The sequence below is a fragment of the Bacillus sp. FJAT-27916 genome, assembly GCF_001183965.1.
GTDB lineage: Bacteria > Bacillota > Bacilli > Bacillales > Pradoshiaceae > Pradoshia.
Genome location: NZ_LFZV01000001.1, coordinates 1,894,231 through 1,913,174 on the forward strand (window position 1 = coordinate 1,894,231; position 18,944 = coordinate 1,913,174).

The 18,944-nt window shown below is 42.1% G+C and carries 21 protein-coding genes, 1 pseudogene and 1 riboswitch; of the genes and pseudogenes, 13 read left to right on the top strand and 9 right to left on the bottom strand.

Annotation, left to right across the window (positions count from 1 at the left end; translation table 11 throughout):
- Positions 1–66: 66 nt before the first annotated feature.
- A complete protein-coding gene (locus tag AC622_RS09155; RefSeq protein ID WP_049670794.1) occupies positions 67–993 on the top strand; it encodes a manganese-dependent inorganic pyrophosphatase in 927 nt (308 codons plus the stop codon).
- Between the two features lie 263 nt (positions 994–1,256).
- Complete coding sequence (locus AC622_RS09160) at positions 1,257–1,706, top strand: YueI family protein (RefSeq protein WP_049670795.1); 450 nt, start codon at positions 1,257–1,259, stop codon at positions 1,704–1,706.
- Positions 1,707–2,114: 408 nt separating this feature from the next.
- Here AC622_RS09160 and AC622_RS21660 read toward each other — a convergent pair.
- The 4 genes and pseudogenes from AC622_RS21660 to AC622_RS09170 all read right to left on the bottom strand — a co-directional run.
- Positions 2,115–2,237, bottom strand: a pseudogene (locus AC622_RS21660) (hypothetical protein); the annotation flags it as partial.
- The gene (locus AC622_RS21665) at positions 2,225–2,377 is read right to left on the bottom strand and encodes a DUF5412 family protein (protein ID WP_197089980.1); all 153 of its coding nucleotides are present in this window, start codon (positions 2,375–2,377) and stop codon (positions 2,225–2,227) included. The gene AC622_RS21665 and the pseudogene AC622_RS21660, both read right to left, overlap by 13 nt.
- 35 nt (positions 2,378–2,412) lie before the next feature.
- The gene (locus AC622_RS09165; protein ID WP_049670796.1) at positions 2,413–3,174 is read right to left on the bottom strand and encodes an HAAS domain-containing protein; all 762 of its coding nucleotides are present in this window, start codon (positions 3,172–3,174) and stop codon (positions 2,413–2,415) included.
- A 5-nt stretch (positions 3,175–3,179) separates the two neighbouring features.
- Positions 3,180–3,503, bottom strand: coding sequence for a PadR family transcriptional regulator (locus AC622_RS09170; RefSeq protein WP_049670797.1), 324 nt, complete (start codon positions 3,501–3,503; stop codon positions 3,180–3,182).
- 227 nt (positions 3,504–3,730) lie between these two features.
- Here AC622_RS09170 and AC622_RS09175 point away from each other — a divergent pair, with 227 nt between their 5' ends.
- The 3 genes from AC622_RS09175 (at position 3,731) to nrdG (ending at position 8,732) form a co-directional block, all read left to right on the top strand.
- Positions 3,731–5,989: a DEAD/DEAH box helicase gene (locus AC622_RS09175; RefSeq protein WP_231589499.1), complete on the top strand. Its 2,259-nt coding sequence runs from the start codon at positions 3,731–3,733 to the stop codon at positions 5,987–5,989.
- Between the two features lie 92 nt (positions 5,990–6,081).
- Positions 6,082–6,262: riboswitch (cobalamin riboswitch) on the top strand.
- A gap of 128 nt (positions 6,263–6,390) precedes the next feature.
- Positions 6,391–8,277 carry an anaerobic ribonucleoside triphosphate reductase gene (locus AC622_RS09180; RefSeq protein WP_049670798.1) on the top strand — a complete coding sequence of 629 codons (1,887 nt, stop codon included), beginning with the start codon at positions 6,391–6,393 and terminating at the stop codon, positions 8,275–8,277.
- Complete coding sequence (nrdG, locus tag AC622_RS09185) at positions 8,277–8,732, top strand: anaerobic ribonucleoside-triphosphate reductase activating protein (protein WP_049672873.1); 456 nt, start codon at positions 8,277–8,279, stop codon at positions 8,730–8,732. Before AC622_RS09180 ends, nrdG begins: the two co-directional genes overlap by 1 nt.
- Before the next feature lie 53 nt (positions 8,733–8,785).
- Here nrdG and AC622_RS20665 read toward each other — a convergent pair whose 3' ends face one another.
- On the bottom strand, positions 8,786–8,938 hold the full coding sequence (locus AC622_RS20665) for a YpzG family protein (RefSeq protein WP_082197098.1): 153 nt from the start codon (positions 8,936–8,938) through the stop codon (positions 8,786–8,788).
- A gap of 312 nt (positions 8,939–9,250) precedes the next feature.
- On the opposite strand from AC622_RS20665, the gene AC622_RS09190 reads away from it, so the two are divergent.
- The 5 genes from AC622_RS09190 to AC622_RS09210 all read left to right on the top strand — a co-directional run bounded on the left by AC622_RS09190 (position 9,251) and on the right by AC622_RS09210 (position 13,438).
- A complete protein-coding gene (locus tag AC622_RS09190) occupies positions 9,251–9,853 on the top strand; it encodes a DUF6438 domain-containing protein (protein WP_049670799.1) in 603 nt (200 codons plus the stop codon).
- A 156-nt stretch (positions 9,854–10,009) separates the two neighbouring features.
- Positions 10,010–11,107, top strand: coding sequence for a branched-chain amino acid aminotransferase (locus tag AC622_RS09195; protein ID WP_049670800.1), 1,098 nt, complete (start codon positions 10,010–10,012; stop codon positions 11,105–11,107).
- Positions 11,108–11,233: 126 nt separating this feature from the next.
- Complete coding sequence (locus AC622_RS09200; protein WP_049670801.1) at positions 11,234–11,695, top strand: MarR family winged helix-turn-helix transcriptional regulator; 462 nt, start codon at positions 11,234–11,236, stop codon at positions 11,693–11,695.
- 40 nt (positions 11,696–11,735) lie between these two features.
- Entirely contained in the window at positions 11,736–12,602 is an 867-nt protein-coding gene (locus AC622_RS09205) for a YitT family protein (protein WP_049670802.1), read from the top strand.
- Between the two features lie 125 nt (positions 12,603–12,727).
- Positions 12,728–13,438 (top strand): gamma-glutamyl-gamma-aminobutyrate hydrolase family protein, encoded by a 711-nt coding sequence (locus tag AC622_RS09210; RefSeq protein WP_049670803.1) that lies wholly within the window; start codon positions 12,728–12,730, stop codon positions 13,436–13,438.
- A 47-nt stretch (positions 13,439–13,485) separates the two neighbouring features.
- Here the strand turns inward: AC622_RS09210 and AC622_RS09215 are convergent, their stop codons facing one another.
- Complete coding sequence (locus AC622_RS09215) at positions 13,486–13,974, bottom strand: NUDIX hydrolase (RefSeq protein WP_049670804.1); 489 nt, start codon at positions 13,972–13,974, stop codon at positions 13,486–13,488.
- Between the two features lie 116 nt (positions 13,975–14,090).
- Between AC622_RS09215 and AC622_RS09220 the strand changes: the two genes are divergently transcribed.
- Positions 14,091–14,561 (top strand): acyl-CoA thioesterase, encoded by a 471-nt coding sequence (locus tag AC622_RS09220; RefSeq protein ID WP_049670805.1) that lies wholly within the window; start codon positions 14,091–14,093, stop codon positions 14,559–14,561.
- 68 nt (positions 14,562–14,629) lie between these two features.
- Complete coding sequence (locus AC622_RS09225; protein ID WP_049670806.1) at positions 14,630–14,914, top strand: PTS lactose/cellobiose transporter subunit IIA; 285 nt, start codon at positions 14,630–14,632, stop codon at positions 14,912–14,914.
- Here the strand turns inward: AC622_RS09225 and AC622_RS09230 are convergent.
- Positions 14,909–15,178, bottom strand: a complete 270-nt coding sequence (locus tag AC622_RS09230; protein WP_049670807.1) for a small, acid-soluble spore protein, alpha/beta type — start codon at positions 15,176–15,178, stop codon at positions 14,909–14,911. The two genes, AC622_RS09225 and AC622_RS09230, sit on opposite strands and share 6 nt — an antisense overlap.
- Positions 15,179–15,300: 122 nt before the next feature.
- On the opposite strand from AC622_RS09230, the gene AC622_RS09235 reads away from it, so the two are divergent.
- Positions 15,301–16,059, top strand: coding sequence for an exodeoxyribonuclease III (locus AC622_RS09235; RefSeq protein ID WP_049670808.1), 759 nt, complete (start codon positions 15,301–15,303; stop codon positions 16,057–16,059).
- 237 nt (positions 16,060–16,296) lie between these two features.
- Here AC622_RS09235 and AC622_RS09240 read toward each other — a convergent pair whose 3' ends face one another.
- The gene (locus tag AC622_RS09240; RefSeq protein WP_049670809.1) at positions 16,297–17,586 is read right to left on the bottom strand and encodes an MFS transporter; all 1,290 of its coding nucleotides are present in this window, start codon (positions 17,584–17,586) and stop codon (positions 16,297–16,299) included.
- Positions 17,587–17,599: 13 nt separating this feature from the next.
- Positions 17,600–18,907, bottom strand: a complete 1,308-nt coding sequence (locus AC622_RS09245) for an alkaline phosphatase family protein (RefSeq protein ID WP_049670810.1) — start codon at positions 18,905–18,907, stop codon at positions 17,600–17,602.
- Between the last annotated feature and the right edge of the window lie 37 nt (positions 18,908–18,944).

Consider the following 18,944-nt stretch of genomic DNA (forward strand, 5'->3'; position numbering starts at 1 on the left):
ACGTTTCAATTCTTTGCTTAAGGCAAAGGATTACATATAACAATGAATAAAGGAGTATGAATGTTGATGGAAAAAGTATTAATCTTTGGACATAAAAATCCTGATACAGATACAATCTGTTCCGCTATCGCTTATGCGGAATTAAAGAAAGCTTTAGGAATGAACGCTGAGCCGGTAAGACTTGGCGCTGTGAACGGGGAAACTCAATTTGCCCTTGACACATTTAAGATTGAAGCTCCTCGTTTAGTCGAGAAGGTTGCTGCTGAAGCTAGCGAGGTAATCCTTGTTGACCATAACGAACGCCAGCAAAGTGCGGATGATATCGAACAGGTACGTGTGCTTGAAGTTATCGACCACCACCGTATCGCTAACTTTGAAACGGCTGATCCACTTTACTATCGTGCTGAGCCGGTTGGCTGTACAGCGACAATCCTGAATAAGCTTTACAAAGAGAACGGGGTAGAAATCAAGAAAGAAATCGCGGGTCTTATGTTATCTGCCATTATCTCTGATTCCTTATTGTTCAAATCTCCAACATGCACAGAGCAAGATGTACAAGCAGCCAAGGAATTGGCTGAGATTGCCGGCGTGGATGCAGAAGCGTATGGACTAGACATGCTTAAAGCTGGTGCAGACTTAAGCAAGAAAACAATTGAAGAATTGATCTCCCTAGATGCAAAAGAATTCAGCATGGGCACTTCTAAAGTTGAAATCGCGCAAGTAAACGCAGTTGACACAGATGAAGTAATGACAAAGCAGGCTGAACTTGAAGCTGCCATGCAAGCCGTTATCGATGAAAAAGGCTTGGATTTATTCTTGCTTGTCGTTACAAACATCTTAACGAATGATTCTGCAGCCCTTGCTGTAGGCAGCAAATCTGCAGCTGTTGAACAAGCCTTTGGTGTTACATTAACGAATAAAACAGCTATATTAAAAGGTGTCGTTTCCCGTAAGAAACAAGTTGTACCTGCACTAACTGAAGCTTTATCCTAATAACTATTGCTTTACAATAATATTTATGTTATAGTTATCTTCGCGATGAGCTGAATTGTGTAAGACGAGCACATGCCTTAAATGGCGAGCACAATGTGGAGTGCTGTGACCTCGCCTCAATTTTCGAAAGAAGACACTTGCTATAGGCAGGTGTCTTTTCTTATATAATGAATAAAAAATGACTTTCATCCCACCCTACATAATATGGAACCTAAAAGAACCGATGATACATATGATAAGCAAGAATGAAGGAGGCGAACCGGATGTCGAAAAAAACAGTGGATGATTACCTTCAAGAAGGAATCCATGGGGCAAAGGAAATAAAGCCTGAGGAGCGTAAGGAATTTCTAGGATCCCTACGTGAGCGGGTTGTCGTCGCCTTAGGGCAGAAAATAGTCTTCGAAAACAAGATTCCGCCGGCATTTGAGGAAATACTGAGAAGTCATACAGAGGCCGTGCTTTATTTGAATGGTCATATTAGTTACACATACTTATCGAAATACGTCAAACTGGCTGAATCAGCTAAGGTACAATTCAAAATTGTCATGAACAAGGATTATAACTCACCACACGGCGCTGTGCTCGCTTATGGTCATGCCATCAACAAGGAAGACATCAGTCTCCCTGAGGAGAAAAAGCCAGATACTCAGAAAGAGAAAGAAGAATCTGTTGGAGGTTTTTCATTCTTTAAGAATTTGTTTAAGAAGGACTAGATGTGAGCGGGACCCCCAGTTTTTGCTGGAGGTCTTTTTTCATTTTTTATCAAAGACCTGAGAGTATCGTTTCCTTGAATTCTTTATTGTTTTTGCAAATATTCAGCCTGAAAAACGTTGGTTTTTTCGAAATTAACTCTTTCTGTAGATAATCCCTTTATTCTTTTTTACGTATATAATCCTTGATATTGACTTTAAGGGCGATTAAACAGAGTTTATGGGCGAAACTCAATGCTTTAAGGGCGAAAAAGTAGAGCTATGGGCGAGAAAGTGAGAGTAAGGGCGCTTGTGGAGGGCTATGGGCGAAAAAACAGGCGAAAGGGCAAATAGCAGCCGCTCTATGAGAAACAATCTCTTATATGCAAACTTGCACTTGTTTGTTAGCCCCTATGTAAAAAAGCTAACCAGTCAGCTCCTAAATAACAAGCCTGACTGGTCAGCATTTTTTTGATGCCGATATTCAAAGGTGGCGTTTGGCACCTTCAGCATGTGTCCATTAATGATGATCGTCTCATTATCTACCCATTCATTCTCAGCGCTTTTAGTTCAATTGTTGCGGTTTGATCATCCTTCTTGTGGGTGATTAACCCACCCCGTATCGCATAGGAGGATGTGGCCCCGCCATTTACTAAATAAGCTCTGACGGTATTGGTCCCGATAGGAGATAACAGGTATCATCACTACATTCATCACAAGATGTCATCGATCAAACACTTGCTTTTCCTTTCTCCCGTTTCAATATTATAAGCAAATAGACCCCAATGATGCTGTAGGTTGCGGTCATACTGATGACGATTTGAGTTATTTCATCTAATGATGTTTGGGACAGGGCAAGCTCCGGCAGATATAAGGCAAGAAGGGTGACTGGAAGAATAAAGGTCTTTGCCCAGACTGAGAAGAAGATAATAAACCCGAGGAATAGCAGGCCAATCAGGATACTCCCAATAGTTCCGAAGTGAATGACAGGAGATGGATAAAGTAAATCAATGAGTAAAACCCCGCCGATGAATAAGAAATTTAACGTACATGGAAATAAAATCACCAAAAATTCCTTCCACTTTGATAGCTGGCGGCTGGCCGTATAGCGGAAGGCTGCCATCACACCTGCAAAGAAAAGCAGAATGCAAATCATGGTGCCGATGATTGTCAGAAGTCCATAGCTTAATGGGCCATTTATCAGGTCTTTAAATACGAGGTAGGACATTCCTCCGATAATAACCAATGGTATGAATTTCATCCAATCCTTATAATCCGTTTTCATTTCCGCCGAAAGGCTCTGCATATACTCCTTAGGTGATGAACCAATAATTTGTTCAATGGATTTGCCGTTTGATTCGGCTTCATATAAATGATCAGCTAGGTCACGGATGATGTCATCAATCTCTTCATTCTTTTTTCCGCTTGAAAACAGATAGATTTTTAAATCCTCGAGAAATTTAGTGCTTTTCATGGAGAGCTTTTCTTCCATATTGATTACCTATCCTTTCTGATAATAGCATTCACGCTTTTTTCCAGCTGTGCCCATCTTGATAGAAACTCCTCTAACGCTATTTCACCCACGCTCGTTAAGGAATAATATTTCCGCTTCGGTCCAGCAATTGACTCCTTGCGTACCGAAGTGATCAATCCTTCCCTTTGCATTCTCAGCAAGAGGGGGTAAATGGTTCCTTCACTAATGCTGTCAAAGCCGTAGCGGCTTAATTGCTCTGCAATCTCATAACCATAGCATTCCTTCTCCTTTATCATGGCAAGGAGGCAGCCATCCAATATCCCTTTCATCATTTGCGTCTGGGACATTTGTTATCACTCCGATTCTAATCCTTTTAAACAGGTAGCAGGATTATTTATTTTGTATTACAAGGTATAAGATAAGTATAGGATTGTATATCTTGTAAAGCAAGGTATTTATTTACTTGTTTTTAACGATTGAACTGCCCAATTTTGCCTTGTTCCCAGAACATATATTTGTATGGTATAGTAATCGAATTGAGAACAAAATTGATGCGGATAAGAGGATAGGACTAGTGATTACTTCAACTTCTATTTCAACGAAAGAATATATTACCCAATGGCAGGAAGCCCTGTCACAGGAGATAGGCCATTTAAAAAAATATGGCAGCCATAAGTATGTACTTATGAATGGGAATCAGATTCAATCAGGCGACACATATACGTATTATTTTGAGACGATGTCACCACTGAAGATTCCCATTGGCACAGTTGCCCGGCTCGAGCGGGATGGGAGCAAATACGATGCTCGTGTGCTGTCGGCTGAGGGAAATACTCTATTAGTTTCTTTGGATCAATCCATTGGGGATCTAATTGATGAGGCCTTTATTTCCCATGATCCATGGGAGCTTTTAGAGCAATTGATTGAACGGTTAGATGATATTAAGAAGAGTAAACGGAAGCGCAGCCGAGTCAAGAGGCTGATGAATCCCGATTTTCCGGATAAAAGGACGCGCACTGATAGCAAAACGGCTGTGCAGGAGCTGTTTCAGCGTTCGAAATACAATCCGGTAACCTTTGTCTGGGGACCGCCGGGAACAGGGAAGACATATACGCTGGCAAGAACAGCTGCAAATAAATATTTTAAGGATAAGAGAGTATTGGTGCTTTCGCACAGTAACCAGGCAGTAGATGTACTGCTTGGGGAGATGGCTGCCTTCATTAAGAAGGCGGATAAGTTTCGTACTGGCGATCTATTGCGCTACGGAAACCAGGCAGGTGACGGGTTATTGATGCATGGAGACATTCTGCCGTCACAATTGCTTGCTGACCAGGATGCAGGTTTGCTGTCTGATAAAGATCGGATTACCGAGGAGAAGCGTCTCTTGAAGAAGGATCTCTCCCAATCGTTCAGTGTCAGGGACTCACAGCAGCTGTTAGAGCTTGAACAGAAGCTTGGGCGTATTCTTGACAGAATTCGTAAGCAGGAGATGAAGCTCGTCAAGGAGGCTTCCATTATCGGAACAACGCTTGCAAAGGCGGCCAATGATCCTGTCATATTTGAGCAGGAATATGACCTTGTCATTGTAGATGAAGCGAGCATGGCGTTTATCCCGCAGATTGCCTTTGCCGTAAGTATGGCCAAAAGAGCGATTGTTTGCGGAGATTTCAAACAGCTGCCGCCGATTGCGGCATCAAGGGGGCAGCTTGTTGATACATGGCTGCGGGAAGATATATTCCACCGTGCTGGTGTCGCTGATATTGCGAGCGGCGGCGTATTGCATCCACATCTATTCCTCTTGAAGGAACAAAGAAGGATGCATCCGGATATATCTGCTTTTACGAATCAATATTTATATAATTCCCTTGTCGGAGATCATCCAAGCGTGCAGAAGAGCCGGGAAGAGATTGTGGCCCGGGCGCCGTTCGAACAAGCGGCTTCCATTCTGTTAGATGCGAGCTTTACTGGTGAGCATTGTTTTACCGGGGGCACCTCAGGATCAAGAATGAATGTCATGCATGCCCTGCTTTCTCTGCAGCTGCTTCATGAAGCCTACCAGGGCGGAAGCAAATCAATCGGGTATGTGACACCATACAGGGCTCAAGCCATCTTGATGGAGAAGCTTCTTCAAGACTTTTATCCGGAGCAGTATGGGGCAGGTGCGTTTATGGCCGCAACTGTGCATCGTTTCCAGGGGAGCGAGAGGGAACTGATGATCTTTGATACGGTCGACTCGTATCCAGAGAGAAGAGCTGGTATGCTCTTAACGGGTAAAGAGAGTGAGCGTCTATTGAATGTGGCAATCACAAGGACGAAAGGCAAGCTTATTCATGTCAGTGATGTGGATTTCTTGAAGAACACGATTCCGAGGTATAAAACCTTGCATCAATTCATTGATTTCCAGCTTCAGCACAATAAGACGGTCGGGATGGACCAAATTGGAAAATGGATCAAGCATCCTCATCCAAAGCTTAAATGGATGTATGCCCGCAAACTAGATGATGTGCTGAATGATGTAAAAGAGGCTCAGAGTCAAATTATTCTATCGCTTCCTAATCGCTGTATATTATCGAAGGAGCTTGCACAAGCACTGACCACAAGACCAGCTCGTGCGAAATTAGCTCTCTATTCAAAAGAGGAGCATCCTTATTTAGACCCGGATCTTCATATACAGGAGGGACCTCCATTCAGCATGATCTGTATTGATCGCCGTTTCTTATGGCTGGGCATCCCGATTGAAGCGAATAGAAATGTTGATCCGCCTTATGTAGCGGTCAGACTCGACTCGGAGGAAACCATCAACTATATCCTGCAACAATTACCACGTGGTTAGGAAAAATATGTCCTTTGCTATTTTCTTTAGATAGTTATATAATCTTATATACAAGATATAGTTTGTGAATAAAAACACAAATACAAGATATTGATTAAAGTGCAGTTAAGGCGCCATTTATGGCTTAATAGGGAATTCGGTTAAAATCCGGAACTGTACCCGCAACTGTGAATGCTGATGAAATAAGTAATCCACTGTGAAGAGACTTCATGGGAAGGGCTTAGAGTAAAGGGAAGCATGAGTCAGGAGACCTGCCTTATCGAGCAATCGTTTTGCCTTTATCGGGAGCAATGAAGGTGGATAGTAGCAGCAAATGAAGAGTATATTCATTTTTATGCAAATCCAATCCCATTGCCTGAAGATAGAGGTGATGGGATTTTTTATTTGGGAGGCGTATTGATATGAGTAAGGTGTGTATAGAAAAAACGTTGGCGGAAACTCAGTCTGTTGAGGAATTATTGAGCTCATTTTATGAAATTGTTCATTTGACGAATCCTGAATTAGTCAATGAGAATGCAAATATGAATGCGTCTACTCCAATGGGGCAGATGGGGAAATTCGCCAGTGAGTCTGCACGCTTTTTTGCGAGAGAAAACCTATTATCTGAGGAAGTAAAAAAGGCAATTGAAGCTAATTTGCTTTATCCGCATGATTTGGATTTTATGCCGACCGGGACAACAACCTGCTGTCAAATTCCTCTTGGACAAATGCTTACGAAGGGATTTGACACCGGTCATGGAAGCATGCGTCCGCCTAAGGATATATCAAGTGCAATGGCGCTAGCCTCTATCATATTGCAAGCAAACCAAAATATGCAGCATGGCGGTCAGTCATTCCCGATGTTTGATGCTGATCTTGCTCCATTTGTCCGTAAAACCTATGAGAAGCATGTAAAGCGCTTAGAAGCCTATCCAAGTGATTGGAGCAAAGAAACGATAGAGCAAATCGCTTGGGAGGAAACGGAGAATACCGTATATCAAGCTTGTGAAGCCTTCGTACATAATTGCAATTCCATGCATTCACGCGGGGGCGGACAGGTGCCGTTTGTGTCTGTGAACTATGGAACAGATACAACGAAAGAAGGGCGGATGCTTATTAAAAATCTTTTGCTGGCAACAAAAGCCGGGCTTGGCAATGGGGAAACACCAATCTTCCCAATTCAAATCTTTAAAGTGAAGGAAGGGGTTAACTTCAATGAGAATGACCCTAACTATGACCTTTACTTATTGGCCCTGGAAACGACTGCTGAACGTTTATTCCCGAATTTCAGCTTCATTGACAGCCCGTTTAATAAGCAATATTATGATGGCACACATGAATCAGAGGTAGCCTATATGGGATGCCGTACAAGGGTGATGGGCAATAGACATGGTGTTGAGAACAGTATTGGGCGTGGCAATCTTTCCTTCACATCCATTAACTTAGTTAAGCTGGCGCTCCTGTCCAATACGCTAGAGGATTTCTATCGTCGACTAGATGACATGTGCGATCTTGCCATAGTTCAGCTTTATGAGCGTTATCTATACCAAGCTGCGAAACAAGTGCGTCACTTCCCATTCCTGTATACACAAGGAGTTTGGAAAGGAGCAGAAGAATTAAACGAGGATGATCAGCTTAAGGAAATCCTGAAACAAGGTTCACTCGCGTTCGGATTCATCGGGCTTGCAGAATGTGTGAAAGCCTTGACTGGTTTCCATCATGGTGAAAGTGAAGAATCCTACGAGCTTGCCCTTGATATTATCCGCTTCATGAGGGAGAAGGCGGATAAGGCAGCAGAGACCTATGATTTGAATTATTCCTTAATTGCAACGCCAGCAGAGGGACTTAGCGGAAAATTCGTGAAGAAAGACCGTCTTGAATTCGGCAGTATAAAAGATATTACAGACCGTGAATATTACACAAATTCATTCCATATTCCAGTCCATTTTCCAATCAAGTCACTCGATAAGATCCGTAAGGAAGCGCCATTCCATGCTTACTGTAATGGCGGACATATCACCTATGTGGAAATTGACGGGGACCCTAAGAATAATTTGAAGGCACTCGACCAAATTATTCGTGCGATGGCTCATTACAAAATCGGTTATGGTTCTATTAACCATCCAGTTGACCGTTGCTTAAAATGCAATTATAAAGGGTATATTCAGGATACTTGCCCTCATTGCGGCAATGAGAACGAAGAGGATATTGAACGGATTAGAAGAATCACCGGTTACTTGGTAGGGGATATGAGTAAATGGAACCCGGCTAAACGTGCAGAAGAAAGAAACAGAGTGAAGCACGGATGATGAAGGTGATGAATATCATCCATGACAGCATTGTGGATGGGGAAGGCTTGAGAACAGTTGTGTTTTTTGCGGGCTGCCTTCATTTCTGTAAGGGATGTCATAATCCCTCAAGCTGGAATCGGGAGAATGGTCGAGACATGACCATTGATGATATCTATGAGGAGGTTATGTCCAATCCTCTGACAGATGTTACATTCTCAGGGGGAGAGCCTTTTATGCAGGCCGATGAACTTCAATATCTGGTCATGAGGCTGAAGGAGTCGGGCAAGAACATTTGGATATACAGCGGCTATACACATGACGAACTCCTCACCCATCCCAATCCTGCCTGCCAGAATGTCCTTAAATATTGTGACGTATTGGTTGACGGCAGGTTTGAACTGGAGAAAAGGGATCCGAAGCTGCTGTTTAGAGGAAGCTCTAATCAGCGAATCATTCATTTGCAGTCTGTCTGATGAAGCGAAAAAGACACCCGTTTTGGGTGTCTTTTTCGTTTTGAAAGCATCCTTTACCAGCGGTGAGCCTTTGCGTTACTTCTCAAAATGATATTGGTCTGAGACATCATCGTATGTCCGTTGACCTGTGACTTTGAGCGCTTCCTTCTTGTCCAGTTATGGTGAAAAAGGGAAGAGTGCGAATCTAATTCGTTTCTGTAACTCAAGTCTAATCACCTCGTCAGTTGGATACGTTCTTGGCTCACACCCCGTATGAGGGAGCAGCCTTTTTTAGTATGTCTCTATATGTCATTGTTCATGCATGGGAATCATACAAAGGTACTGTTTTGGGAAAAAGAGGGATTTTTATGGTGAGAATAGGGAATAAAGTGCTTTAATTAATAGAGAGATTGCCTTATGATAAAACGAAGGAAAAATGTTACAATTATTTTATTGTTGTTACAAAGATATTATTTTGAACAGAAATTTTATTTATAACGAATTATTGGCATGATTCTTTCAAGGAGGCTGCAATTAAGTTGTTTAAAGAGATTTCCATTTCCCGTACTTCATGTATAGGAAACTCCCCGATATATCAATCAACCATTCAATCAGACGGCAGAGTATTTTGGAACGGTGAGAAGAATGTATCTTTTTTAGGAGAACATAAATTTACGATCAGCAGCCCGCGCTTGAAGAAATTAGAGGATTTATTACTATCATTTGATTATAAGAATTTTACTTATCACTCATCGAGGGAAATTATCCCTGATAGTCCTACATGTGTTACACGTGTTGTCTTTAAGCACGGGGAGACAAAAACGGTTGTTCATGATTTGGGTGATGTGGATGGTATGATAGAAAATAAAAAGCATACCTTAAAAAAGCTTGAACGCTTTGAGCGGGATCTTGAGAGAATTGCTGGATTAAAGACCCTAATCAAGCAGCCATTATATTTGTATCATTTCAAGAACAAGCACATGGAGAATGTGGAATATGTATTATCCTCTCCAAGCCAGGAAGAAGCCTTCAAGCTGATTGACGCTACTTATGTTCAATGCAAAAATTGGGAAATAGAAAAACTCGGACGTGATTCTACCCATCATTTGCACCCATATATCGTTATGCAAAAAGATGATTAAGCATACTAATTTTGAAAGAAGGATGAATTTCCAAAAGAGAAATTCATCCTTTTTTATAAAAAAGACCTTTTTCATGTCTTTAGGGCTTGCGGAGCAGGGAATTCAGGAGTACAATTATTTTTATTAACTATTCTGACAATTTGAAGGAGACATCATATGGATACGCAAATCTCAATCATTCATGCAAGAACAAAAAAACAAAAACCTAATCCAGAGGCACTAGGGTTCGGCAGAATCTTCACGGATCACATGTTTATTATGGATTATGATGAAGAACTAGGTGGCTGGCATGATCCGCGCATCATCCCATATCAACCCATCACGCTTGATCCTTCCTGCATGACCTTTCATTATGGCCAAACTGTCTTTGAAGGGTTGAAGGCATATCGGACAAAGAATGGACGAATTCTTTTGTTCAGACCGGAGAAGAATTTTGAGCGGATGAATAAATCAAATGATCGTCTGTGTATCCCATCTATTGATGAGTCCTTTATGCTTGAAGCGCTTCAGACATTGATTGAGGTTGACAGGGATTGGGTTCCAGATGCTGAAGGCACGTCCCTGTACATACGTCCTTTTATTATATCAACAGAGACTTATTTAGGGGTATCCCCATCAAAGCATTACCGCTTCATGATTATTCTTTCTCCGGTTGGTGCTTATTATAAGGACGGCATAAATCCAGTGCGAATCGGCGTTGAAAAGGAATATGTCCGCTCCGTTAAAGGCGGAACAGGTATGGCGAAGACAGGCGGCAACTATTCTGCCTCGTTGAAGGCGCAGGAAGTCGCTGAAGAGCTTGGCTGCTCTCAAGTTCTTTGGCTTGATGGGATTGAGAAGAAATACATTGAGGAAGTCGGCAGTATGAATGTATTCTTCAAGATCAATGGCGAGATAGTGACTCCTGAATTAAATGGCAGCATTCTTGACGGGGTGACGCGTAATTCTATTATCCAGCTTTTGAAGCATTGGGGCATGCCTGTCATAGAGAAAAAAGTTTCCATGGAAGAGCTGATTCAGGCCCATCATGACGGCTTGCTGGAGGAAGCCTTTGGAACAGGCACAGCTGCGGTCGTTTCTCCGATTGGCGAACTGTTATGGGAAGGCGAGCTGCTTGAGATTAACGGAGGCCGGATAGGAGAAGTTTCTCAAAAGCTGTATGATACTTTGACTGGCATTCAAACTGGTAAAGTTGAAGACCCATTCAACTGGGTGATTGAAATTGGGGCGGCTTCTAAGTCTCACGCAATCTAATAAGTACACTAGGGAAGAAAGCTTAGCTTTTCTTCCCTATCTTTTCGCCAATTCATTAAATAGTTTAATTATTAACATTATTGATTATTATATGATAAAATATATTTATCCTTTGGGAAAAATTTCATGAATGCGAGGGTCAATGGCTTGAATAATCAAGAGGTTATCCTGAATCAAATGGAAGAATGGCTTATACCGGTTATAAAAGGTTTGATATCTGAGCTGAATGAATTAAGGGAGCTGGGGATTACAGGCTCGCAATTTCACCTCCTAAGTAAGATTCAAAAGGAAAAAGTGACTAATGTGAAGAATTTAGCCGAAGAATTGGATGTGAAATCAAGTGCCATTACAGTGATGCTTGAGAGGCTTGTACAGAATGATCTTGTTTCGAGAGTTCAAGATGAGAAGGATCGCCGTTCAGTATTGGTGAGATTAACTGATGAAGGTGAGGAAGTCTTGAAAAAGGGCAAAATTCATTCGAAAGAGGTCCTGCTGAAATATGCCAGCTTGCTTGATGATGATGAACTAAGGGTTATTTACAGAGTGCTGAGAAAGTTAGCGGTTTATCAAACCGCTGAAAAGAAGTAGAAAGAAATCTATTTATATTATTTAGAAAAGAGGGAGAACCTTGTCCAAAAAACACAAAAGGGCTCCACTGTGGAGGCTGTTATTAAGATTCCTGTTCATAACATTCGGTGCCGTTCTTATGGCGGTATCGCTTGAATATTTCCTCGTTCCAAATAGCGTCGTTGATGGCGGGATAACCGGTATATCCATTATCCTCTCTGAATTGACGAAGGTTCAGCTTGGTATTTTCATCTTCGTGATTAACCTGCCGTTCTTATTTTTAGGGTATAAGCAAATCGGAAAAACATTTGCCTTTTCTACCGCATATGGAATCCTCGTGCTTTCTGTGAGTACGGCTCTTTTCCACCATGCGGAACCTTTTACAGATGAGAAAATCCTCGCTGTTCTATTTGGGGGCTTAATATTAGGTCTTGGCGTCGGGATTGTTATCCGTGCCGGGGGATCACTGGATGGAACTGAGATTGTTGCCATTCTTGTCTCAAAGAAATTGCGTCTGCCAGTCGGACAGATCATTATGTTTATTAACTTCTTTATCTTCCTAATTGCGGGATTTGTGTATGGCTGGGATTCTGCCATGTATTCTATGTTTACCTATTATATAGCCGCAAAGTTAATGGATATTGTTGTGGAGGGCTTGAACGAATCTCGTTCCGTTACCATTATCTCGAAGGAATTTGAAGAGATATCTCAGGCCATTCAGGATCGTCTTGGCAGGTCCACGACCTTTATTTATGCAAAAGGCGGATATTTGCATGAGGATACTCAAATGATTTACTGTGTACTGACAAGATTAGAGTTAACGAAACTGAAGGATATTGTTAATGATATTGATGAAAATGCCTTTATTGCTATTGAAAATGTAACGGATGTGATGGGCGGCAATTTCGAGAAGAAGAATATTCATTAATGTATATGACTATATAGTCTGAAAAAGATTCATAGGAAGGCAGATGCCTTTTTATGAATCTTTTTTCATAGGAAGATTATTTCACCAAAAAAGGGGGAATATCCGATTATTAGGAGGTAATATTGATGAAAGATAAACCTATAATCGGATTAACCAGTAATTTATATGAAATAGAAGGAATTGAAAGCACCATCATTTATTTACAGTATTCAGAGGCTGTGAAAAAGGCCGGAGGAATCCCTATTATCTTTCCGCTAGGGAATGAGGAACTGGCCAAGACCTGGATTTCCATGGTCGATGGTGTCTTATTGACGGGCGGTATCGATATTCATCCGAAGTTTTACGGGGAGGAGCCGAGTGAAGATCTTGGCGTGACAGATGAGCGGCTCGATGAATCGGACTTTGCCATCATTAAGGAGGCAAGGAAGCATAAAAAGCCTCTCTTTGGCATTTGCCGAGGATCCCATTTAATCAATGTGGCTTTGGGCGGCACCTTACACCAGCATCTTGATGAAGAGGATCCAATTCGTAATCTCGATCACTTAACAGATGTTGAACGGCCTGTGACCGTCCATGAAGTAACCGTCGAAAAGGATACCCGTTTCTATGATATTTTGAAAAAAGATAAAGCAGAGGTAAACAGCTTCCATCACCAAGGAGTGAAAGAACTTGGCGGTGGGTTGCGATGCGCAGCTAAAGCGGAGGATGGCTTAATTGAGGCATTTGAAGGAAAAGCTGAGCCGATTATCGGCACTCAATTTCATCCAGAGGAACTGAGTGAGCATGATTTCAGTATGGAGAGATTACTGAAATATTTCGTGTCCATGTGTAAATAATAATAGATTTGCACGACGAAGCCGGGAGAGTACTCTGTACTCCCGGCCTATTCGTGCTCATCAAGGCATGTATATTCATAGTCTGTTAATCTTCTTTGACGAATCGTACAGATATGCTTTAGCGGCTTTGACTGATCTAGCAGATTAGGTAAATAGTGAGGAATCATTTCTCCTGTCCCTAAGTTATCAGAGTTTAACAGCCAAGAGATCTTTTTCCAATCGAGAATCCCTTCTGATGTCTTTCTCGGTGTTTCATAGGTAAAGTCATTCGGCATTTCTGCTAAATAAACATATAGCCCTCCATGAACCTCCTTGTCTGAATTCCATGTGACGATACCCTTAAATGCAATTTCATTTGCTGATAAAACAATTCCTGTTTCCTCTTCAACTTCTCTAATCGCACAATCAAGCGGTAGTTCGTTTTCCCTCTTTTTCCCTCCAACCCCGTTCCAAAGGCCTTGCACAGGTGCATAATCCCTGTTCAGCATCAAGATTTCGTCCTTCCTTCTCAAGAAACATACTACTTGTTTGTACATGAAATATCCTTTCGTTTACAAATATACGTATTGATCGGATTGAACTAAATGGAAGTCTCCATGAAAATATAGTAAATTAAAGAGGAAGATATTATCAAACAGGAGACTAGAACTTTATGCATAATGAAGCTAAGAAAGTGAAAGATTCTTTAACGTATTTAACTGATTTGATCCTGCCTGCTGACACGAATCATTATGGGACCGTGTTTGGTGGTAAGGTAATGGCTTATGTCGATAAAATAGCCGGTATTGCGGCGATGAGACATTGCCGGAAGCCCGTTGTAACGGCATCAGGAGATTCGCTTGATTTTCATGCTCCCATTAAGTCAGGAGAAGCCATTAATCTTGAGGCTTTTGTCACATGGGCTCATAAAACATCAATGGTCGTTTATGTGAGGGTGGAAGGAGAGAATTTGATGACAGGAGAGCGCAGACTCACTTCAGAAGCCTATTTAACGATGATTGCAGTCGATGAAGATGGGAGACCATCACCTGTACCAGCTGTCATTCCAGAAACAGATCAGGAAATCAAATTGTATAAACGTGCCGAAGAACGGTATTTTGAACGGAAAAATCAACTAAAATAGACAGGTTTGCTTCTAATATGGGCTCTTTCATCATACATGTTAGTAATGAATGATGAGGGGGATTCGCTATGCAAGGAGAAGAAAAATTGATCAAAGCCTTGTACTTATGCGGGGAAGACTGCAGCAGTACAGCCATAGAAGCATTTGCTGCAGCCAATGCAGGTGAAATAGAGCTTGCCCATAAGAAATTGAAGGAGGCGGATGACTCGTATAATTGTGGACGAGCCATCCAATTATCCATCATCAAGGATACAGATGGAAAGGGATACCGTGAAAAGGTTCTTGCTGAAAATTATTTGCTGCTTGCTATGAACATGAATAATATGGTACGGGAATATGTGAGAAGCCTATGATTTAGGATGCGCCGAATTAGATTTCAACTGCTCCATTGCCAATCTCGTTAATTCCTTCACCATTCCGCCTCCTAAGGCGCCTCCAATCCTGCCGGCATTTTCAGCCGTAATCTTCCCGTTGTAGCCATGTGACAGCGGGATGTTTTTTTCTTTTGCCACTTCATATTTTGCTTGATTAGGATCATCTGTATGGGCAATTTTTGCTTTTAGCCGGTCAAGTGCCTCTCTTGATTCAGGGACCATGATTTTCGTTTTTCTTCCCATTTATTCATCCCTCCTTTTAATGACTAAGGTATCCAGAAAGCGCTAAATTAGTCTTGTTTGGTATAATGAATCATGTCGTGTTATGAACAGAAGAGAGAAATTATAGGGGGATTAAGAGATAGATGAAATTAGTATCATGGAACGTGAATGGTTTAAGAGCGTGTGTGGGGAAAGGGTTTTTAGATGTTTTCGAAACCCTTGATGCAGACGTATTCTGTGTTCAGGAAACAAAGCTGCAGGAGGGGCAAATCACCCTTGAGCTTGAAGGGTATCATCAATATTGGAATTATGCCGTGAAGAAAGGGTATTCCGGTACGGCTGTCTTCACAAAGGAAGAGCCAATATCTGTCTCGTACGGCATTGGAAGGGATGAATATGATGTAGAGGGCAGAGCCATTACGGTCGAATTCAAAGACTATTACCTGGTGAATGTCTATGTGCCAAATTCACAGCGTGATTTAGCAAGACTTGGCTACCGCCTTACCTGGGAGAAGCTCTTGAAGGAGTATTTAGTAGGTCTTGGCGAGAAGAAGCCGGTTATCCTAACGGGTGATTTAAACGTCGCACATTCGGAAATTGATTTGAAGAATGCGAAATCCAATCGTGGAAATTCAGGATTTACGGATGAAGAAAGACAAAAGATGACGGAGCTGCTTGAAGCAGGCTTTGTGGATTCTTTCCGCCATCTGTATCCACAGTTGACGGACCATTATACATGGTGGTCATACATGAGCCGTGTTCGTGAACGCAATATCGGGTGGAGAATCGACTACTTCATCGTCCAAAGCTCCATTGCTGACAAGATTACAGAAGCAAGAATTCATTCTGATATCATGGGAAGCGACCATTGCCCTATTTCTTTAGAGATAGATTTATCATAAAAGCTTGAGCCATTTCATTTTACTGAAATGGCTTTTTTTAATAATGGGCTGGGTTTTCATTTGCAGGAGAACACTCAGTTCATGACAGCAATTTTGCATCGCTTGCATAACATTTTTTTAGTCTCCAACAGTCATCAACATTATTCCATGCTTGTTCGTAGACGCAATCCTAATCTGATTTTGTCCACAGTCTAAAGCCGCTTTCAGAGGAAAGTGGCTGCTGTTGTTTCAAGTTATCTAATGGCCGGGAGGAACGTCCGCCTCAGGTACCGCCGGTGCTTTCGGCTGATGGGCAGGCACTTTAATAAGAATGACAGCCCCAATAACAAAGAGGATGATGAGACTGAATACACCCATATTCGTTTGACCGGTCAATTGTGTCGTCACACCCATTAGGAATGGACCAGTAATAGCGGCAAACTTCCCGAAAATATTATAGAAGCCAAAAAACTCATTGGAGGATTCCTTCGGTACTAGTTTGGCAAAATAGGAGCGGCTAAGCGCCTGTATGCCACCCTGTGATGTGCCGACAAGTAAGGCTAAGATCCAGAAATCCAAGGCTGAATCCATAAAGAAGGCATAGATGCAGATGAATGTATAGATGATAATGCCGAATAAAATCATTATTTTCTCATTGTATTTTCCTGCCAGCCAGCCATAAAGAATTGAAAAAGGCGCGGCTACAACCTGGGTGACAAACAGGACAATCAGAAGGGTGGTTGAGCTTAACCCCATATCTGATCCATAGGCTGTGGACATCGTTAAGATGGTATGGACTCCGTCTATGTAGAAGAAATAGGCAAGCAGAAATAAAAACAAGCTTTTATATGATTGAATATTTTTAAACGTCAAGTACAGGCGTTTGAAACTCGTTCGGACAGGGCTTGGCACTGGGTCAATATAATAGACCTGCTCGATGTTCTTAAGAAAAGGTATCGTGAACAATCCCCACCATAAGGCAGTTATGAAGAAAGCTGCCTGCATGGCAACGGTCAATGAAAGAGGAATCAACTCCATTTGCGCAGACATAATGAGTCCAATACCAATAATAAAAGGAATCGTACTCCCGATATAGCCGGTTGCATACCCATATGCAGATGTTCGGCTCATCCGCTCCTCTGACGTAACATCCACTAAAAAGGCATCATAAAAGATGTTGGCTCCAGCAAAGCCAATGGCCGTTAAGACAAAGCAAATCAATAAGAAAATCCACTGGTCAAATGGTACGAATGCCAGAAGCATCGTAAAGAGAATACCTAATAGAAAGAAGAATGTAAAAAAGCGTTTCTTGAAGCCTTTGAAATCAGCGATGGTTCCAAGCAATGGAGCGAGAATAGAGACAAGGAGAGTGGCAATGGAATTGGCATATCCCCAATAAGCCGTTGAAGTGGAGGCGGCCAGACCAGCCTCCGATGCGGAGGCTTTAAAATAGAGCGGAAAGATAGCTGTCACGACAACAATCGAATAGGCGGAATTGGCCCAGTCATACATCGCCCAGCTTTTCTCCCGCTTCGTTAATTTCTTCATCAGATTCACTCCCTTAATCATTGGTTAAAAGCGCTTGTATGACATGTCCGTCGGTTTTGCCAAGATTTAAGCCAAGTAAGGCGGCAAGCGTAGGACCGATGTCAACTAAATTCATGGAAGAAACTGTTACACCTTGCTTGATTCCTTTTCCTGCTGCCATAAAAATAGTATGGTAGTGATCCTTTTTTGGCGAATAGCCATGGGTAGCCAATGTATGCTTCTTTTGCTGATCATGCTGATGAATCGGATTGAGGAAATCTCCGATGGCATCATCGAGAAAATAGAAGCCGCGTCTTGCCTCCAGCATAAAGGCACAATTAGGGTCAGCACCCATTGCCTCCGCCTCCTGTCCGGTTAGCACTTCTTCAATCCCATTTGCTGGATTTTGCTGCAATGAATAAAGAAAGGCTTTAACGTGGTCATATAAGGCTTTGTCATTCTTGTCATTCATATAAATATATGCTGAGCCGTCACATGATTTGCCGTATACCTTCCACTTTGTAATCTGGCCGCGTTTATTCACGTTAAGCCAGCCATTTTCCCTCAGAAGTACATTCATATGAATCGCTTTGTTTTCATCTAGTGCGCTATGGTCTCCAAGGACAATAATGGTTGTTTCCTCAAAAAGACTCTTCCGCTTTAAGGCATCCATTATCTTGCCTAGCTTGATATCGAGTCGTTTAATCGCATCTATTGCTTCCGCTGAGGAAAAGCCATGATAATGCCGCATAGAGTCTAAATCAGTGAAGTGAACCATCATCAAGGCAGGCTCGTATGTTTCAATTGTATGGACGGCTGATGCGAGTACGAAATCATCCAGCTCAGGCTGATTCAGTCCATTTCGTAACTGACCAAACCGTTTATTCAGCTCCCATTGATAGGCGGGAGTTCCGCTGAACAAAGAGACAAGCAGCTGGTTTTGCCACCAACGATTTGGAAATATCTCAGGTAAATTATAATCGATACCGGCGCGGCCTGTTACTGGCCAAAGCAGCGCAGCTGTTTTCATGTTTGCCTTTTGCGCTTCATCGTAAAGGGTCGTACCCCTCACTTTCCTACGGTACCAGTTCCAATCAGGAGAATGGCGACCGGGCTGAATGAGCGTATTATTGATAATTCCATGATTCTTTGGATATCTGCCTGTCACAATGGTTGTATGGCAGGGATAAGTTAAAGAAGGATAGATGGTTTGTACCTTTGGAGCGATAGACCCCCTGTCCAGTATGTCCTTGAAATGAGGAAGATGGCATAAATAGGGATAATCCAGAGCTGACAAGCAATCAAAGGATAGAACAAGCAATCGGTTCGTTTTTCGGTTCATTATAATCTCTCCATTGTCGTAAACGTTCTGTATTTCT

Excerpts from the sequence above, each read along its gene's own strand:
- AC622_RS09155 (WP_049670794.1), top strand. The coding sequence starts at position 67 with ATGGAAAAAGTATTAATCTTTGGACATAAAAATCCTGATACAGATACA.
- AC622_RS09160 (WP_049670795.1), top strand. The coding sequence starts at position 1,257 with ATGTCGAAAAAAACAGTGGATGATTACCTTCAAGAAGGAATCCATGGG.
- AC622_RS09245 (WP_049670810.1), bottom strand. The coding sequence starts at position 18,907 with ATGAACCGAAAAACGAACCGATTGCTTGTTCTATCCTTTGATTGCTTG.
- AC622_RS09200 (WP_049670801.1), top strand. The coding sequence starts at position 11,234 with ATGAATGCGAGGGTCAATGGCTTGAATAATCAAGAGGTTATCCTGAAT.
- AC622_RS09240 (WP_049670809.1), bottom strand. The coding sequence starts at position 17,586 with ATGAAGAAATTAACGAAGCGGGAGAAAAGCTGGGCGATGTATGACTGG.
- AC622_RS09195 (WP_049670800.1), top strand. The coding sequence starts at position 10,010 with ATGGATACGCAAATCTCAATCATTCATGCAAGAACAAAAAAACAAAAA.
- AC622_RS09220 (WP_049670805.1), top strand. The coding sequence starts at position 14,091 with ATGCATAATGAAGCTAAGAAAGTGAAAGATTCTTTAACGTATTTAACT.
- AC622_RS09210 (WP_049670803.1), top strand. The coding sequence starts at position 12,728 with ATGAAAGATAAACCTATAATCGGATTAACCAGTAATTTATATGAAATA.
- nrdG (WP_049672873.1), top strand. The coding sequence starts at position 8,277 with ATGAAGGTGATGAATATCATCCATGACAGCATTGTGGATGGGGAAGGC.
- AC622_RS09230 (WP_049670807.1), bottom strand. The coding sequence starts at position 15,178 with ATGGGAAGAAAAACGAAAATCATGGTCCCTGAATCAAGAGAGGCACTT.
- AC622_RS09170 (WP_049670797.1), bottom strand. The coding sequence starts at position 3,503 with ATGTCCCAGACGCAAATGATGAAAGGGATATTGGATGGCTGCCTCCTT.
- AC622_RS09165 (WP_049670796.1), bottom strand. The coding sequence starts at position 3,174 with ATGGAAGAAAAGCTCTCCATGAAAAGCACTAAATTTCTCGAGGATTTA.
- AC622_RS09235 (WP_049670808.1), top strand. The coding sequence starts at position 15,301 with ATGAAATTAGTATCATGGAACGTGAATGGTTTAAGAGCGTGTGTGGGG.
- AC622_RS09215 (WP_049670804.1), bottom strand. The coding sequence starts at position 13,974 with ATGTACAAACAAGTAGTATGTTTCTTGAGAAGGAAGGACGAAATCTTG.
- AC622_RS09225 (WP_049670806.1), top strand. The coding sequence starts at position 14,630 with ATGCAAGGAGAAGAAAAATTGATCAAAGCCTTGTACTTATGCGGGGAA.
- AC622_RS09180 (WP_049670798.1), top strand. The coding sequence starts at position 6,391 with ATGAGTAAGGTGTGTATAGAAAAAACGTTGGCGGAAACTCAGTCTGTT.